This is a genomic window from Paenibacillus paludis, from assembly GCF_042610515.1.
GTDB lineage: Bacteria > Bacillota > Bacilli > Paenibacillales > Paenibacillaceae > Paenibacillus_AQ.
In genome coordinates this window covers 93,968-108,756 of sequence record NZ_JBGJZP010000005.1, presented here as the reverse complement: position 1 = coordinate 108,756, position 14,789 = coordinate 93,968, and the positions used below count along the sequence as shown (strand labels likewise).

Sequence of the window (14,789 nt, the reverse complement as noted above, 5' to 3'; positions counted from 1 at the left end):
TCAACCGCCGGAATAATTTAAATTGCAGGGGAAGTGCGTTAATTCTTGCCGTATCACCCAGACCAGACTTGATATTTTCACATATTTTAAAAGTATTCAAGTATAAAGGAGGAGTTAACATGAGCGAAAATGTTGGAGGATACGGCGGTGCTTTCACTTCCACTGGAGCGATTCTGGTGTTGTTCATCCTGCTTGTAATCATCACTAAGTCTCTCTGGGTATAATCAGCTGATTTAATCTTCTCCAAAGCCGCCGGTCCTTTTGGACCGGCGGCTTTTTCAGATGGAAGGCCGTATAGTTAAGCTATCCTGAGAATCCAAGAAGCTGTGCACCGGCATACATAAGGGGGTATAATGTAACAAAGCGTGATACATAGAACAGCTTCATTTCCGTACAAGCCCGGTGCTTGACGGATTTTTTCGCTGCAATCAGGAGGAGCCTCATGAAAGCAAGGCAAGAAGACCGCAAGATTCAGACTTCATTATCCACCTTATCCCAAGGAAACGCAGGATCTAAACGTATTCTGCTCGTGGTCGGCATTATTTTTGTCGCAGCGGCGCTGCGGGCCCCGTTCACCTCTGTCGGACCGTTGCTGGAGATGATCCGCGATGATCTGGGATTATCCAATACACTTGCCGGAGCAATAACTACATTGCCGCTGCTCGCTTTTGCGCTGCTGTCCCCATTTGCTCCGCAGCTCGCCCGCCGTATTGGCCTTGCCAACGTGCTGATGCTGGCGCTGCTGGCATTGTCGATGGGAATTCTGATCCGTTCTGCCTCGGGAACCCTCACATTGTTCGCAGGCACCGCAATCATCGGGCTGTCGATTGCGGTATGCAATGTGTTGCTGCCGGGACTGATCAAAGGCAAGTTTCCCGGGCGTATTGGCCTTCTAACCGGGATTTATACGGTTTCGATGAATTTATGCGCAGCGGTGGCTTCCGGCATTAGTGTTCCGATAGCGGACCAGGCAGGGTTCGGTTGGCGGGGTACGCTTGCCCTATGGTTCATTGTCGCTGCACTGGCTACTCTATTCTGGATTCCGCAGATGAAGAGCCTGGGCCAAGGGAGTGGAACAAGCACGCCCGGCTCAGCCGGGAAAATGTGGCGTTCACCGCTCGCCTGGCAGGTTACCTTATTCATGGGCCTGCAATCTCTGCTTTATTACGTTCTGATTGCCTGGTTCTCGGTCATTCTCGGTGAGCGGGGCATGTCCTCCAGCCATGCGGGCTGGATCCTTTCACTGCTGCAGCTGGCCCAGCTGCCGTTTACTTTTTTTGTTCCTTTATGGGCAGGCAAACTGAAGAACCAGCGGGGGCTGGTTGTTATTACGGCTGTTTTGTTCATGGCCGGAATCTCCGGCGTTTGGTTCGGCAGCAGCGCATGGATGCCGGTATGGGCGATCTGTATCGGCATTGCCGGAGGTTTTGCCTTTGGACTGGCAATGATGTTCTTCAGCTTGCGCACCCGCAGCACACAGGAGGCAAGCGAGCTGTCGGGAATGGCCCAGTCGATCGGCTACCTGCTGGCAGCCATGGGACCGGCATTGTTCGGGCTGCTTCATGACGCTACGCACAGCTGGAACGGCCCGTTGGCACTGCTCGTAGCGGCAAGTGTTCTGCTGCTCGTGGCGGGGCTGGGAGCCGGAAGCAACCGGTATGTAGGAGACGCAACAGAACCCGCCAAATAACGGCGGGTTCTGTTGTGCTGTGACAAATTGCCTTTTGTGGCTTAATTACTTGCGTCAGTGGGGTCCCACCAATTTCCGGAAATCGTAATCATGCAGAGCAATCTAATGCTGTTGCCATAGTAGGAATTGGACGATGTCGGCGCATTGACAATACTTTTCCATAGTGTATTCAGCCAATTTTGATTGCTGGAGTCCACCATGGCGCTAACTGCAAACGGTGCGGAATAAGCAATTGCGGGATCGTTGTCGTCAAGCGGATCACCGTTCAATTTGTATCCCGCTACAATCTTGCTTGGATTGCCATTTGTTTTTTTGGATATCCATGCATTCGTTAGCTTTGTCTGGTTCAATGCCCGCGTATCGCCTGAAAGTAAATAATCGACAGGAACTCTCCAGGGAACCCGTGCGGCATTCCAGCTAAAGTACCCGTCCCTGTCTGTTTCCAGAAGATTTGGAGGCGAAGGGGCGTAACCCCCATTGCTCCACACCACAAAGTCCGGGAGTAAGCCGGTGGTAGAGCTGTATTTAGTGGAGATCGTTTGGATAATTCCGTAAGTGTTATCAGCGACTTTAGCCCAGTTGGGATCACCAGCAGCATTCCCGAATGCCCGAAGATGGCTCAACATAAAGTCGGAGGGACGGGTGGCAAGGCCGTAATCGGGATCGTTGTTTTCTACCCAATCGCCGAATTTCAAGCTCCATTTCTGCTGATTCACATCTTCTTTCATGATCGCAGCTATGGCTGCCTTGCCCTCGCTCAAGTAATCAATTGGGCCGCTGCTTCCCCACTGCTTGTCCGCGAGCAGCAATGCATAGGCGATATCCATGTCTCCATCTGTAGCTGAACGGCTTCCATCATCGCTGTTGCTAGGCGGTGTGTCAATAATATCTCCCGCACCGGTCTTAATCTGCTGCCAGGCCATTAAGGCCGGATTATTTACGCTTGGATGCGCTTTATAGAACCGATAGAGACCGTCAAAATAATCTTTTGCCTGCGGGTCGTAACCGGCCATCAAGGCGGAGATTAACATGCCATAACCGTGACCCTCCGAGCAGGATACGGCATTATCCGGGGCAGCTTCCTTTTCCAGGTTGTAGAAAACGTAGTATTGATCCGATTTTTTTGGATGTTTTTTTAAATATCTCGTTTTCCATTCATTATATTTTTTGCGCACCTCGTCATCCAACTGGTTCTGGGAAACATAGTTGGGCTTGATGGTACCCGCCTGGTATTGCTCATGTTCCGGGAAGGGGTGCATGGCTTGTACGGCAGAGGACGAGACTTCCCCGGAAAATAGAGGCTGAGGTGCTTCTGCCGCTTCAGCCTGCAATGGAAAGGCCAAACATGATAGAACGGTTACAGTTGAAAGAATTCGCTTGAACAATAACATCAACTCCTCTTATTCAAAATAGGTGATGCCATCATCCCTCCTTTTGAACAGTGATAAGGGCTGGTAGGCTAATGGTTGTATGATTCACAGCCTAAACATAACAGACCAGACTTTCGCGATTCTAAAACGAAACTTAATGTAGCCTTAAATTTGGGGAAGAAAGATGTGGAAGATCGTAGTTTCTTCTGTTGTACCAAGGAGCTGAATTGAACCTTGATGCAGATGGACAATTTTTTGGGCGATTGCCAGCCCCAGGCCTGTACCTCCGTCATTGGACCGGGCCTTGTCCCCTCTGACAAAGGGTTCGAAAATAATGGATTGCGTGTGCGCGGGAATCCCGTTCCCGTTGTCTGCGAACTCCAGGTAAAGGCCTTCAGGCTGAACCTCCAAAGTGATCCGCAAGCGGGTGCCTGCCGGATTGTACCGCACGGCATTTGCGATCAGGTTGCTGAATACACGTCCCATTTGCTTTCGGTCGAAAGGATAGAGCACCACTGCTTCAGGTATTCCCACCTCCAGTTCAATCCCCTTTTCCTCGATTTCCGGGAAATGGTCCAGTATGGTTTCACGTATACATTCACCGATGTCCTGTTCTTTTTTGTCCAAAATAAATTCAGGATGGTCAAGCTGTGTCATCTCAAACAATGTATCCAGCAGGGCATTCACCCGCTTGGCTTTATTATAGATGGACAGCAGATAGCTTTTTTGATTGTCTGGATCTTTCACCATTCCTTCATGCAGCGCTTTTGCATAACCGAATAAGGTGGATATGGGCGTTTTCAGGTCATGGGCAATATCAGCCAGCATCCTCTGCCTGTCCAGTTCCATCCGCTTTTTTTGTTCTCCGGCCCATTCGAGCTTCTCGGCCATACCATTCAAGGTATCACGGATTTGCAGAAATTCGCTTTCCAGCTTAAAATCAAGGCGAACTGTATAATCACCCGCTTTTAAGCGGTCAATCCCTCCGGCAATTTTTGCCAGCGGATAACTTATTTTTCTTGCTGTCCATCTACTGTATACAAAAATAACAATGGTGGAGAGGAGGATAAATCCCAGTACAGCTTGGGCGTTATAACGTTGAATGTGCTTATCCCGTAGGGTGCCGCTCTGTTTGCTCCAGATGCTCACTTCCAACTGATCAACAGGGATCTTCACCACATAGGTATACAAAACTCCTTTTCGCAAAAAAGAAGCAACCGAGCTGATATAAGGGGCATACTCCGGGTCTTTGTCCAGCAGCATCAACTCCGGTGTGGACTTGTCCAGGGGCGTCCCGATATATTGCGTAATCAGTTTCCGGGAATCCAGAACTTCGATCCACCCGTTGACTTTCCTGATATCATCAAGCAAGGAGTTCAATCTCTCGGCATCATTATTTGCATCCACTAAATTCTGTGCCGTCACCACATCCATCTCTGTCTCTGCGTAGCTCTGGTCAGCTCCTTTGGATGCATATAATATACTAAGGATTCCAATGACACTGATGACGATGACCAAAAGGAAGTAGTGAATACGCAGCATCGTCCGGACGCCTGTGTTTCTCCGGCACATCCTCAGCATCTCTTTTCAAATCTGTAGCCAAGCCCCCGGATCGTTGTTAAATAGACCGGTTTCCTTGGCTCATCTTCGATTTTATCGCGCAGCTTGCTTATATACACCAACAGGGTGTTGTCGTCGCCAAACCACTGCTGCCAGACACTGTCAAGGAGCTGCCGCTTCGTAAATACCCGCCCCGGATTCTCCATGAAATGAAGCAGCAATTTATACTCAATGGAAGTCAGCGTTGTCAGTTGTCCATTCTTGTACAATTGGCAACCGGCCTTATCAAGGACCAGTCCGCCAATCTCTACCAGCTCGGAAGCTGCAGTAGTCTCCGTTTGGACATATTGATATCTTCTTAACTGGGCTTCTATTCGCGCCACAACCTCCAATGGATTGAAGGGCTTTGTGATATAATCGTCAGCACCAATTTTGAGTCCCAGAATTTTATCATGATCCTGCACACGCGCAGACAGCAGAATAACCGGTACCGACAAGGACTGGCGCAATTCCTTCACGACCTGAAATCCGTCACATTCAGGCATCATGATATCCAGCACAATTAAATGAATGGTATGATTTTGTACGATTTCCAGAGCTTCCTTCCCGTCAAAAGCCTCAAGCACATGGTATCCTTCGTTCTCTATATACAATTTCAATAAATCGACGACCTCTCTTTCATCGTCTACTATCAGTATTGTTTGACTCATCGGAAATCCTCCTCTCTCACGTAACTTATCAGAAAGCTTAGTTGCTCTTCATTGTAGCTAATAATCGTGGAAAGGGATATAATGTCCCCCAATCCCAAGACGAGAATGAGGAGCAACAGCAAAGAAGCAACGGTATGCGGGTATGAAGAAACAAAGAGCGTACCGGAAAATAACCTCCGGTACGCTTTTTGTTTCTTACTGTTTCTTGGCGGCAATCCGGATTCTGCGGTAATCCATGATCCAGCCGTCTTCTTGGAACAGGACGGGCTTCAGCTCCTTTTCCATGAAAACCAGCACATCTTCACGCTGCGGGCCGCTGAGCACGCTCAGAATTCCATCCGCAAAGGTGTTCAGCCAGCGGCTGAAACCCTGCTCTCCGCCAGCAAGCGGTGTTGGCCGCCCGAAGCATAAGGCAAGTTCAACGTTCATCCCGTTCTGTTCCAGGAGTGACGCGTATTCCCCGATGCTGGGGAAATACCAGGGCAGCTTCAGCTTGCCGCTGCACCCGATGGCGGCAAAAGCACGCGGCAGCCCGTCTACGACCGAGGCGATATTGCCTTGCCCGCCAAATTCGGCAATGAACCGCCCTCCGGTCCGCAGGCTGGCGGCAATGCTTGCAGCGGCCCCTTGCGCATCCTGCAGCCAATGCAGAGCAGCATTGCTGAAGACGGCGTCGGCGGGAACATCTGCGCAATAGGATTGGCCATCCGCCAGCACAAATTCCAGCTGCGGATGTTTGCTGCGGGCAGCGCTTATCATCTCAGGGGATGCATCAATCCCTGTAACAGCTGCCCCATGATCAGCGATTGCAGCGGCCAAATCTCCAGTGCCGCAGCCCCAATCGATAATTCGTTCACCCGGCTGCGGCTGCAGCAGATGAATCAAAGATTCTCCGAAGCGGGAAACAAAGGCCATATCCGTATCATAGGTACCGGTATTCCATTGCTGATTCATCAGAAGTCTCCTTTCAGGTCAAACAGGAATACTTCTGTTCCTATCACCAGTTTCAAGCCGGATTCACCCCCCTGCCCCCAATAAAGCCAAGCTGATGCCGTATAAGCTGAACAGGATCAGGCAGACCGACGAGATCAGACTCAAAGATCGAATGAAGGCATCAGGCAGTTTGCCGCTGATCCAGCAGATAATAGCAGATAACAGCAGCCACCAGCAGCAGGAGCCGAGCGCAATTCCAGCCGGGAGGAACAGGGAAGACCCGACAGTATTTCCAAGAGAAGCTGCGAGCGCCATGAAGCTTAGAATGGTGGCCGGATTAGCCAAAGTCAGAAGAAAGGAGGAGAACATGCTGTAGGCTATTCCGCTGCGGACGGCTTCCGGTTTGGCACTGGATTTGCCCGGCCGCAGAGCTTTTACTCCAAGAACCCCGAGGAAGAGGCTGCCGATGAGCCGGAGCGGCAGATCATAGGCAGAAGTGAACTCAGTCACAATTCGGAAGCTGGTGACGGTAGCCAGAGCATACAGTGCATCGGCAAGCGCAATTCCCGCACCGGTCGCCAGGCCTGCCCAGAAGCCGTGCTTCAGTGTCCGGTTAATGCACAGCAGAGACATGGGACCGACAGGAGCGGCAATTATGAAACCGAAACCGAAGCCGCTGAAGAGGGCGGGCCAGCTGATCATGGTGCAGTGTCTTCAGGCGACAGCGGGACATTCGGTGTTTCTTTAACCGTTCCGAGGATGATCGTTGTGCGGGTCCGCACAATACCCGGCAGGCTCTTCAGCTCCTCACTGATGATCCGGTCAAGATCGCGGGTTCCCCGGCAGCGGATCTTCAGAATGTAGTCGTCATCTCCAGCCGTATGATGGCATTCCTGAATTTCTGGCAGCTTCAGCACCAATTCCAGAAAAGCCTGCCGGTGCGTTGGCCGCTCCAGCGAAACTGCAATGAGCGCCGCCAACCCAAAACCGGCAGATTCGGCGTCAATCAACGCCGTATAGCCTTTGATCATTCCTTGCTCCTCCAGTCTCCGAACCCGGTCAGCAGCCGCAGGAGAAGAGAGGCCAAGCAGTCCGGCAAGCTCGGCCCAGGTCATTCTTCCATTCGCCATAAGTGCATTGATGATTTTGTGATCCAAAGAATCCATATTATAAAACCTTCCTTTATGAAGTGTTATATGTAATTTACTTTGAATACGTAAGTTAGTCAGTGATTAATGTTTCAGTGTGAAAATAGGGATTGTCCTGTCCAGACGAGTGATTAATGTACTGCTTCGGAAATAAAACTTGCACTTTACATCAAAAGGGAGTATATTCTTAATTACGGTGATTAAATCGCTGTATACATAATATGCGGTCATGGCGGAATTGGCAGACGCGCTGGCTTCAGGTGCCAGTGATAGCAATATCGTGGAGGTTCGAGTCCTCTTGACCGCATCATAGTTTACACACCAAACCCTTCTTCGGAAGGGTTTTTTATTTTGCGTTTTACAGGGTATGTTTGTGTCGTTCGAATAATGAAAATGGCTGTCAAGCGGGATGAATGGAAATGAAACAATTTGAGGAGCAAGTTCTCAAATTAGTGAGGGAAGCCTAACTGTTGGGTAATGTCACCATCTATTGGGAGGGATACTGTTCCGCCGTCTTAGTCAGATCTTACGTACCTTGGGGGGTCACCTGTTGACTCTTTCAAGCCTCCGTTCGGTTTATCTTGCTTGCAGCATAGTTGTGGGGGAGGAGTTTCATCGCCCTGTGTCATCCGACTATACATATCCATCCCTTCTCTTGTTAAATGAGGCAATATAAGGCTCCAAAGGATGGAAAAGATATTTTTCTGCTTTGGAAGAAATTTTTGGAGAAGAATTATTTCCTGTGTCCCATACATATTGATCGATAATAAAGAAATAGACAAATCTTCATATTGTCCGGCATATAATTCTTCTTTCATAATTCCATTATTAACAAATATGGTAAATGTATCGGTAAAAAGTGTATAGAAATCATTAACAACCTTAATTTGCATATTAGCTATCTCAGGATACAGCTTAGGCAATTCTGTGAAACTGGAGAAATAAAAGAAATATTTTTCGCGGAATGCACTAAGGATTAAAAACTGCTGATTCAGCCCTTGGATAGAAACCTCCGCTGAGAAATTTAAGTTTTGATATTCTTCATACTGCCTTGCCATAACACCAATCATGAGGTCTTGTTTTTTTTTGAAATGGTATGTCAAATTGCCAGGACTAATATTTAGCGCATCGGAAATATCCCTCAATGTTACATATGCATATCCATTTTTATTAAATAATTCAATTGAAGTCTCAAGGATCTTATCTCTTAAATTATTATCCATGCCTATCTCCTTTATAGCGTTTGTGATATGCACTTGAAATCAAAAGCATTATATCACAAATTGGCCCTTCAAGCCGAAATAAGTAGCTTGATTAAGGATATGGAAGGATTCAAGAGATGTTTGCCGAGAATCCTCAGCTAAGAATGATTTTCTCGAAAAAGATCAAAGTTGAATTAATGTACTCGTAGGAATACACTTACTTTAGTACACGTGTACTAATATTTCTTATATAAAAATGATAGAAGAAGTGAATCCAATTGCTGGAAGAAGGGAGGGTATCCATTGGTATGGAAATGCTGCACCTAAGGATGTTCCCGTTGTTCTAATTAATCCAGGCTGGAAGGACTTGAAATTGAACAGGACACAGAAGCACACAGCTTATTGATTGACTGGTTTCAAGAAAAACTATCAAATGGAGGCAAGCTATGAATCCTCTACCTATCGATACTAACGAAAGAAGTAACCACTTTTATGAGCTTACCTGGAAGGAAGTAAAGATTCCGATGAGAGATGGGAATTATCTCGCCGCAAATCTGTATCAGCCTAATGCGGACGGGGATTTTCCAGTAATCATGACGATGTGTCCGTATGGAAAGGATACGCATTTCTCACAATTTGCTCCTGCTAACCCGACGGTTGCAATAGAATATACCCATTTGCAGGATAAAGGACCGTTACTAAGCTGGGAAACACCAAATCCTGAATATTGGGTGCCACAAGGGTATGCTGTATTGCGAGTAGATGAACGTGGTATCGGTAATTCTCCAGGGAAGCTTGATATATTATCAAGTGCTTTAAAGAAGGATTATTATGATGCAATCGAATGGGCTGGAACGCAAGCCTGGAGCAATGGACGGATAGGACTGCTGGGCATCTCCTACTTGGCAATGAGCCAATGGGCTGTGGCATCCGAACAACCTCCTCATTTAGCGTGCATCATACCTTGGGAAGGTACAGTAGATTATTATGCGGATTTCTGTTATCCGGGTGGAATTCAGGCAAACGGCTTTCTTTCATTCTGGTGGAAAAACGGTGTTTTGACACATCAATACAATCCCGGTGGAAGCCTCTCCGAGGAACAACTGCAGGACAATCGCATTGATTTCCCGGAGATGGTCAAAAACAATCCATTACGTGATCAATCATGGACGAATCGGTTCTCTGATCTAAGCAAAGTAGAGGTACCTTTATTATCCGCAAGCAACTGGTTTAGCGCCGGAATGCATACCCGGGGGAACTTTCTGGGATTTCAGAATGCAGCATCGGAGCACAAGTGGCTTGAAGTGCATATCGGCAGCCATGTTGGTGAATTCTATACCGCTCAGGGTCGTGAGCTGCAGAAAAAATTCCTCGATTATTGGCTCAAGGGAATCGATACCGGCATAACGAGGGAGCCGAAGGTGAAGCTTGCCATTCCCCGCGGAGGTAATAGCTACACATGGCGCTACGAGAATGAGTATCCGCTTATGCGTACCCAATGGACTCGATTCTACCTTGATGCAAGCTCAAAGCTGCTTTCAGTGGAACTTCCGCAAGCCAAGAGCCAGCTTTGCTATGATGGCGATAAGGAGCGCGAGTCCAGGCACTGGGCCGAGCCCTTTATGGTGAAAGCATTCTCGAGAGAGGAAAACAACTCCAAGCGTATTCTGTTTGAAACTGCTCCGTTGGAGAACGAAACAGAGATTCTGGGGCCTATCAAGCTCCGCTTGTGGGCATCGTCAACTACAGATGATATGGACATTTTTGTATCTTTGCGCAACATTGACCCTCTTGGCAATGAGGTAGTTAATTCAGGAGCACTAACGGACCAATTCCCCATTAGCCAAGGCTGGCTACGCGCTTCCTTACGTAAAACGGATGATCAAATATCGGCGGAATATAAGCCCTACTACAGCTTCGATGAGATTCAGAAGCTGATTCCCGGGGAAGTCTACCCCTTGGATATAGAGATATGGGATAGCGCGATTGTTGTAGCTAAAGGAAATCGGTTGCTCCTGGAAATTGGCAGCCAGAATCAGAGCGGCTGCGCACTGCTGACTCAGACGGCGGATGACAGGGTTTGGGAAGCAGACGTTACTCTATATACAGGGGATGAATTTGATTCTTATTTATTGCTGCCGATCATACCCTAACTGGATTTAACTCTTCCCTACCATTTCATCAGGTCGGGCAGGTTGTGGAATTTGGCAAAGCGCGATTTCATCCGGTAGCTGCTGCCCAGTTGTTCTAAGGTGAGCAGATCATCCTTTTTGCATATTGTGAAGCTGAAATGTGAGACATCGAACTGTAGTGGGGAATTTTACATGGTACACTCGGTTTATTGCGGTGAATTTGCAGATATACAAATGATCGGTTACATCACCTCACCTGATGTTCATGAAGCGAATTACCAATTTGGCGCGTATAGAGACCAGAAATATATACTAACCTCAGTCCTTGAGCAATCTTGAGATGCAGTGAGCTTTCTAGCCGCTGCTTCTTTTTTTGCCTGTCCGTTCCTCCGGTTCTTATATGATCAGGTTTGTGAATATTGAATAACGTCACAATAATGACACAGTATCTGTTCATTTTTTCCGGCAGAAAAACAGTTATACCTATTAGAGAGGAGGGGACGAGGTGGATGAAAGGGAATGGATTCGGCGGATTCAGGAAGGGGAAACCGAATATCTGACACCGCTGATTGAGCGGTACTACGCTGGCATCCAGAAGTATTGCTGCTGGCGGGTACGGAACGCGGAAGAGGCGAAGGATTTAACGCAAGAGACCTTTTACCGCTTCTGCCGCCATATTGAGCGCTATACTGACGCCGGAAAATGCCGTGCATACTTATACACTATCGCCCGCCATCTATGCAACGATCATTTAAGGAAGGGGCAGCCGCTATCCCTGGAGGACGAGGGGGATGCAGCAGACTGGAGGGCTGCACAGCAAAGCAGCTCTATAGAAGAACAGGTGGAAAGAGAGCAGCTGGTGCATGAGCTGTTTGAGCTGCTGCCTGAGGCGCAGCGGGAACTGGTGTTTATGCGCTTTTGCCTGGATCTGACCTACCGTGACATTGCCCGCGTAACAGGAGTGAACGTGTGTATGGTGCAGTACCGGGTGAAGCGCGGGCTGGCTGTACTAAGAAGTCACTTGGAAAGGAGTGAACCCGTTGAACAAGAGATCAGAGCAAGCAATCGTCAACGCCCTAAGGAACTACCCCACGCCCCCCATTGAACGGCAGCGTCTTGAAGATACCGCCAGAGGGGCAGGTGAGGTGCTGCGCCAGCGACAAGCCGGGCGGAGAACGTCGTTTGGAGAGTTCTATCTGGCCCAGCTTCGCTTCATCAGCTGGAAGGTATGGGCCGTGCAATTGCTGATTGTCCTGGGAATGGTGCTGTTACTGCGAAACGCCCTTCAGGAAATGGGAGAGAGTGTGCAAATCGTCATGATGGTCTCTATATCCGCACCTCTGCTGGTAATGGCTGGAATCCGTACTCTGACCCGTTCGCTTAGCTGTCATATGCTGGAGATAGAACTCAGCACCCGCCATCTCCTGGAGAAGCTGACGATGGTCCGCATGAGTCTGCTGGGGATGGCGGATTTGCTGGGTCTGACCCTGCTGGCTGCGATATTAAGTGTTTGGATACATAGTGATGTTGCAACCATGCTGATCTATCTGCTTGTGCCTTTTAATTTAACTTGCCTCGGCTGCCTGTGGCTGCTCAATCGGGTTCGCACCCCAAGCTGCGGATATTACTGCCTGACCTTCGCCGGCGTGGTGGCCTTGGTACAGATGATACTTGCCTTTACCCCGAACCTGTGGGTGTTTGAACCAGCAGCAATGGGAGTATGGCAGATGCTGCTGCTGGTGACAACCGCAGGAATAGCGCTGCAGGTACGCGGTTTGCGCAAGACTTGCCGGAGTCTGGAGACCGCTTCCAGCCTGATGTGAAATTACCGCAGCGCAGGCCGCTTGGCTACAGGGAGCATTGAATAAGGAGGGGTTCATAACGTGTTGGAACTGACTATAAATGAGCTAAGCAAGCGCTTTGCCGCGAAACAGGCGGTGAACGGCATTTCGGCCCGGCTGACCAGCGGTGTGTATGGTTTGCTCGGAGCTAACGGAGCAGGTAAAACAACGCTGATGCGGATGATCTGCGGCATTCTCAAGCCGACCTCGGGGATGATTCAGATGAACGGCCAGGAGATTGGCCGCATGGGGGAACAATACCGCGATCTGCTGGGCTATATGCCTCAGGACTTCGGATATTATCCCGATTTCAGCGCGGAAGAGTTTCTGTGGTACGTCGGATCGTTGAAAGGGCTGACCCTGAAGGCTTCGAAGGGGAAAGCCCGTGAACTGCTGCGCATGGTAGCTCTGGAGGAGGCGGCCCGCAAGAAAATCCGCACCTTTTCCGGGGGGATGAAGCAAAGGCTCGGCATCGCCCAGGCACTGCTGAATGATCCCCGCCTGCTGGTGCTGGACGAGCCAACGGCGGGACTGGATCCCAAGGAGCGGGTACGCTTCCGCAACCTTATAGCCGATCTGGCCCGCGATAAGATCATCCTCCTGTCGACACATATTGTGTCCGATGTGGAATATATCGCCGATCAGATTCTGGTGATGAAACAGGGTGCGCTGCTAATGAGCGGGACGGTAGAACAGCTGACAGCTACGATGGAGGGCAATGTCTGGTTATGCCATGTTCCGGCGAGGGAAGCGGAGGCGTGGAATGAACGGTACTGTGTGAGCAATCTGCGGCATGAGCGGGACCGGGTTGAGCTGCGTATTGTCTCTAAGGTCCAACCCGCAGCTCATGCAGTTTCGGTTTCACCGACGCTTGAAGACTTGTTTCTATACCATTTTCAAGATGAATCGGCTGCAGCGGCTGGCGAAGTCAAATAGGAGGTGCAGTTTATGGATATTCTGACCCGGTTTGAGCTCAGAAAGATCATGAGACGGAAATCATTTTTTATAGGCATAACACTTATAATCGTCGTGGCCTTATTAGGAGTATGGGCGCTCGTTTCGGGTGCGTACATAACGGACAAGGACGGCAATGATCTAAAAGGACTGGAAGCCATCCCGCTCCGAAAGGAATACAACCGCCAGCTAGCCGGACCGCTGACGATAGAGAAAATAGCGGCTGCAGTCAAGCAACATCAAAAAGTCATACATGATCCGAAAAACCTTAACGAGAAGGGGGAGCTCACAAATGAGGCTTATGTAACCTACAAAGAGCAGAGTTATCAGATTGATACGTTGATCCGGTTTGCTTTTTCCCATTCCCGTGAATACGATCATTATATTATCGACAGCATGACACCAAATACAGCAAAGACCTTCTATCAGGAACGTCTCGATAAGGTGAAGGAGTACATAGACAGGGATTATACTCCCGGCAATGCTTCTGCCAAAGAGAATGCTTTTTTTATGCGGATGAATAAGTCCATTCCGGTCCCCTTCCAAATGGACTATGTAACCGGCTGGGAGAATGTGTTCGAGAACCTGCAGTTTGTTTTATTGATCAGTGCGTTTGTGATTGCGATTTGGCTTGCTCCTGTCTTTGCCGGTGAATACCAGAGCGGGGCGGATGCGATAATCTTGTCCTCCCGTTATGGCCGTAATAAGGTGATTGCCGCCAAATTGAAAGCCGGTTTGATTGTCTCCCTTGGCTTGCTTGCTGTGGGATTAGGCACCTACACTCTCTTGATGCTTGGGATTTTTGGATTTGATGGGGGAAGCGCCAGCGTGCAGATGATCAAGCTTTTTGCCCCGGTTCCTTTCACGGTGTTTCAGACCTATTTGTGGGCAATTCTTATTGGCAGCCTGGCCTGTCTGACCGTGGGGGCGGTGACGCTCTGGCTGTCCAGCCGGATGAGCACCCCATTTCCCGTTATCATTGTCATTGTCATTTTGCTGATCGGCCCGCTGTTTTTTCCGGCTAGCAAGAGCAGCCGCTTGTATAATCATATTATGAACCTGCTGCCTGGCAAAATGGTTGACGGCATTACGAGAGTAACCGAATACGAAGGATATTCTGTGTTTGGACAGCTGATTCCCAGCTATAAGTTTGCTACAGGCTTTGCAATAATTGTTATTGCCCTGCTCCTGCCCTTTACTTATCGCGCCTTTAAAAACCATCAGGTGGTTTGATAGGAAAAACTCAAGG

14 protein-coding genes and 1 tRNA gene are annotated in these 14,789 nt (G+C 49.0%); 8 read left to right on the top strand and 7 right to left on the bottom strand.

Going from position 1 to position 14,789, the window contains the following annotated elements; all coding sequences use genetic code 11:
* Nucleotides 1–119 precede the first annotated feature (119 nt).
* Both ACAN56_RS11380 and ACAN56_RS11375 read left to right on the top strand, forming a co-directional pair.
* The gene (locus tag ACAN56_RS11380; protein WP_218642530.1) at nt 120–224 is read left to right on the top strand and encodes a YjcZ family sporulation protein; all 105 of its coding nucleotides are present in this window, start codon (nt 120–122) and stop codon (nt 222–224) included.
* 218 nt (nt 225–442) lie between these two features.
* Nucleotides 443–1,690 (top strand): CynX/NimT family MFS transporter, encoded by a 1,248-nt coding sequence (locus ACAN56_RS11375; protein WP_038589490.1) that lies wholly within the window; start codon nt 443–445, stop codon nt 1,688–1,690.
* A gap of 41 nt (nt 1,691–1,731) precedes the next feature.
* On the opposite strand, the gene ACAN56_RS11370 is transcribed toward ACAN56_RS11375, so the two are convergent.
* The 6 genes from ACAN56_RS11370 to ACAN56_RS11345 all read right to left on the bottom strand — a co-directional run bounded on the left by ACAN56_RS11370 (nt 1,732) and on the right by ACAN56_RS11345 (nt 7,429).
* Nucleotides 1,732–3,075 (bottom strand): family 8 glycosyl hydrolase, encoded by a 1,344-nt coding sequence (locus ACAN56_RS11370; protein ID WP_379142813.1) that lies wholly within the window; start codon nt 3,073–3,075, stop codon nt 1,732–1,734.
* Nucleotides 3,076–3,225: 150 nt separating this feature from the next.
* Nucleotides 3,226–4,632 carry a sensor histidine kinase gene (locus tag ACAN56_RS11365; protein WP_379142810.1) on the bottom strand — a complete coding sequence of 469 codons (1,407 nt, stop codon included), beginning with the start codon at nt 4,630–4,632 and terminating at the stop codon, nt 3,226–3,228.
* 2 nt (nt 4,633–4,634) lie between these two features.
* Nucleotides 4,635–5,330: a response regulator transcription factor gene (locus ACAN56_RS11360; RefSeq protein WP_340899235.1), complete on the bottom strand. Its 696-nt coding sequence runs from the start codon at nt 5,328–5,330 to the stop codon at nt 4,635–4,637.
* A 195-nt stretch (nt 5,331–5,525) separates the two neighbouring features.
* Nucleotides 5,526–6,284 (bottom strand): class I SAM-dependent methyltransferase, encoded by a 759-nt coding sequence (locus tag ACAN56_RS11355; protein ID WP_379142806.1) that lies wholly within the window; start codon nt 6,282–6,284, stop codon nt 5,526–5,528.
* A 63-nt stretch (nt 6,285–6,347) separates the two neighbouring features.
* Entirely contained in the window at nt 6,348–6,965 is a 618-nt protein-coding gene (locus ACAN56_RS11350; RefSeq protein WP_379142804.1) for a LysE family translocator, read from the bottom strand.
* Complete coding sequence (locus ACAN56_RS11345) at nt 6,962–7,429, bottom strand: Lrp/AsnC family transcriptional regulator (protein WP_038589500.1); 468 nt, start codon at nt 7,427–7,429, stop codon at nt 6,962–6,964. The genes ACAN56_RS11350 and ACAN56_RS11345 overlap by 4 nt, the downstream gene beginning before the upstream one ends.
* Nucleotides 7,430–7,634: 205 nt before the next feature.
* Between ACAN56_RS11345 and ACAN56_RS11340 the strand changes: the two genes are divergently transcribed.
* Nucleotides 7,635–7,718 (top strand) — tRNA-Leu (locus tag ACAN56_RS11340).
* Between the two features lie 208 nt (nt 7,719–7,926).
* On the opposite strand, the gene ACAN56_RS11335 is transcribed toward ACAN56_RS11340, so the two are convergent.
* Nucleotides 7,927–8,634 carry a TetR/AcrR family transcriptional regulator gene (locus ACAN56_RS11335; RefSeq protein ID WP_379142802.1) on the bottom strand — a complete coding sequence of 236 codons (708 nt, stop codon included), beginning with the start codon at nt 8,632–8,634 and terminating at the stop codon, nt 7,927–7,929.
* A 425-nt stretch (nt 8,635–9,059) separates the two neighbouring features.
* Between ACAN56_RS11335 and ACAN56_RS11330 the strand changes: the two genes are divergently transcribed.
* From ACAN56_RS11330 to ACAN56_RS11310, 5 genes are all read left to right on the top strand, one after another.
* The gene (locus ACAN56_RS11330) at nt 9,060–10,766 is read left to right on the top strand and encodes a CocE/NonD family hydrolase (protein WP_038589504.1); all 1,707 of its coding nucleotides are present in this window, start codon (nt 9,060–9,062) and stop codon (nt 10,764–10,766) included.
* Nucleotides 10,767–11,250: 484 nt separating this feature from the next.
* Complete coding sequence (locus ACAN56_RS11325; RefSeq protein WP_379142799.1) at nt 11,251–11,850, top strand: RNA polymerase sigma factor; 600 nt, start codon at nt 11,251–11,253, stop codon at nt 11,848–11,850.
* The gene (locus ACAN56_RS11320) at nt 11,786–12,568 is read left to right on the top strand and encodes a hypothetical protein (protein WP_379142797.1); all 783 of its coding nucleotides are present in this window, start codon (nt 11,786–11,788) and stop codon (nt 12,566–12,568) included. Before ACAN56_RS11325 ends, ACAN56_RS11320 begins: the two co-directional genes overlap by 65 nt.
* Nucleotides 12,569–12,628: 60 nt before the next feature.
* Entirely contained in the window at nt 12,629–13,522 is an 894-nt protein-coding gene (locus ACAN56_RS11315; RefSeq protein ID WP_379142795.1) for an ABC transporter ATP-binding protein, read from the top strand.
* A 12-nt stretch (nt 13,523–13,534) separates the two neighbouring features.
* Nucleotides 13,535–14,773, top strand: coding sequence for an ABC transporter permease subunit (locus ACAN56_RS11310; RefSeq protein ID WP_379142793.1), 1,239 nt, complete (start codon nt 13,535–13,537; stop codon nt 14,771–14,773).
* The last annotated feature ends 16 nt before the right edge of the window (nt 14,774–14,789 follow it).